Here is a 1,461-nt window from a genome sequence, read left to right as displayed (position 1 = left end):
CTATCTAAATAATCCATCAATTGAGGAAAAAATAACTCGATAAATTCGACAAAAAAGGTGGAGATTAACTCTTTAAATAAGCGGTCATGGTCAATATTATTAGTCATGTAATGTCATCTTAACTAATCTGAGCGATGAATGACTACTCTTCTCTATTATATTCTGAAAAGTCGCTTTTGGCAACGGATTGTTATGACCTCACCCCCTTAACCTACAGCGATTGCAAAATTCGCCCAAAATCCATCAGATTGAGCTAAATCGAAGAAACTATCGTAAACAGCAGCAAAGAAAGGCAACAGAAGAGAAGTCATGACATTGACTGGAAAAGATGACTGTGGCTATTTTATGCAAAGAATTCCCAATTTTTCAAGGGTGCTATCACAAAAATTAACATTTATTACAAGAAAACGGGTTTCTCGTAATGTTCACTACCCGATGAAATTGCTATGGTAAAATGTCCATAATAGATAAGAGAGAATTTACTTATGAGTGTAGCCGACGAAATTTACAAAATCGTGAAATCAATGCCTGAAGATCGAGCGAATAAAATTTTGGATTTTGCAAAGTTTTTGCAAGCTAAACCAGAGTTAGAAGATAAGCCATTAGATTTCCGCGATGCGGCGGGATTGGGGCAAGAAATGTGGCAATCAATTGATGTAGATGCTTATATTCAGCAGGAGCGATCATCATGGGAATAGTTTTACAACCGGGAAATATTGTATTTTTAGATACGGCTCCTTTTATTTACTTTTTCGAGCAACATCCCATCTTTTTTCCTTATATGGAAAAGTTATTTTATGATGTCTCCATTTATCAGGTTAAGGTTATCACTTCGATGATCACTTTTATCGAAATTGTTACCCATCCAGCAAGGATAGGTAATCAGGAGTTGGTAGAACAATACCGGACATATTTCACCCGTTCGAGCCAAATTACTCTGTTACCAATCGATTTATCTATTGCTAATGAGGCGATCGATATTCGTACCCAATACACTCTCAAAACACCCGATGCGATTCAACTGGGAACAGCGATCGCATATTCAGCAACCTACATTATCACTAATGATAGGCAATGGAAACAGTTAGCTCCTCAAAATGTATTGCTAGTAGATGAAATGTAGCGAATCAGTTCTGGAAATGAATGATTTTACCTCTCCCCCTAACCCCATCTCCTCGTAGGAGAGGGGGAATTGCGACTCCTGCGAGGAGATGGGGAAATACACTGATAACTGTTAACTGTTAACTGAAATTCATCCCTGAAAATGACAATTTTACAGGGGAATTAAAGTATTTAACCAATTGATTAAATCTTCAACCTTAGAGAAATCGAATAAAGCTTCTCCTAATACTTCGACATCATCAATACTTAACTGCATGATTTTAGTTTCCAACGAAGGATTAATCTCACCTAACTTGCGTTTAATTTGACGAAGAATCAATGTTTTTTCCCGTTCAATAC

General features: G+C 36.8%; 3 protein-coding genes and 1 pseudogene. 2 read left to right on the top strand and 2 right to left on the bottom strand.

Features of this window, described 5'->3' with window-relative positions; translation table 11 throughout:
* Window positions 1-107 (bottom strand): annotated as a pseudogene (locus tag O9324_RS20270) (flagellar assembly protein H); the annotation flags it as partial.
* Between the two features lie 378 nt (window positions 108-485).
* On the opposite strand from O9324_RS20270, the gene O9324_RS20265 reads away from it, so the two are divergent.
* Window positions 486-698 carry a DUF2281 domain-containing protein gene (locus tag O9324_RS20265; protein WP_002738971.1) on the top strand — a complete coding sequence of 71 codons (213 nt, stop codon included), beginning with the start codon at window positions 486-488 and terminating at the stop codon, window positions 696-698.
* Window positions 689-1,123: a type II toxin-antitoxin system VapC family toxin gene (locus O9324_RS20260; protein WP_002772884.1), complete on the top strand. Its 435-nt coding sequence runs from the start codon at window positions 689-691 to the stop codon at window positions 1,121-1,123. Before O9324_RS20265 ends, O9324_RS20260 begins: the two co-directional genes overlap by 10 nt.
* Window positions 1,124-1,273: 150 nt before the next feature.
* On the opposite strand, the gene O9324_RS20255 is transcribed toward O9324_RS20260, so the two are convergent.
* Window positions 1,274-1,461, bottom strand: a 188-nt coding sequence (locus O9324_RS20255) for a DUF4351 domain-containing protein (protein WP_288141148.1), incomplete at its 5' end; no start/stop codon positions are given.

It is taken from the genome of Microcystis sp. LE19-84.1B, from assembly GCF_027531875.1.
Taxonomy (GTDB): domain Bacteria; phylum Cyanobacteriota; class Cyanobacteriia; order Cyanobacteriales; family Microcystaceae; genus Microcystis; species Microcystis panniformis.
The sequence above is the reverse complement of the archived record's forward strand: the minus strand, read 5'-3'. Positions and strand labels throughout refer to the sequence as shown.

Coding starts and splice junctions, on each gene's coding strand:
- O9324_RS20265 (WP_002738971.1), top strand. CDS start 486: ATGAGTGTAGCCGACGAAATTTACAAAATCGTGAAATCAATGCCTGAA.
- O9324_RS20260 (WP_002772884.1), top strand. CDS start 689: ATGGGAATAGTTTTACAACCGGGAAATATTGTATTTTTAGATACGGCT.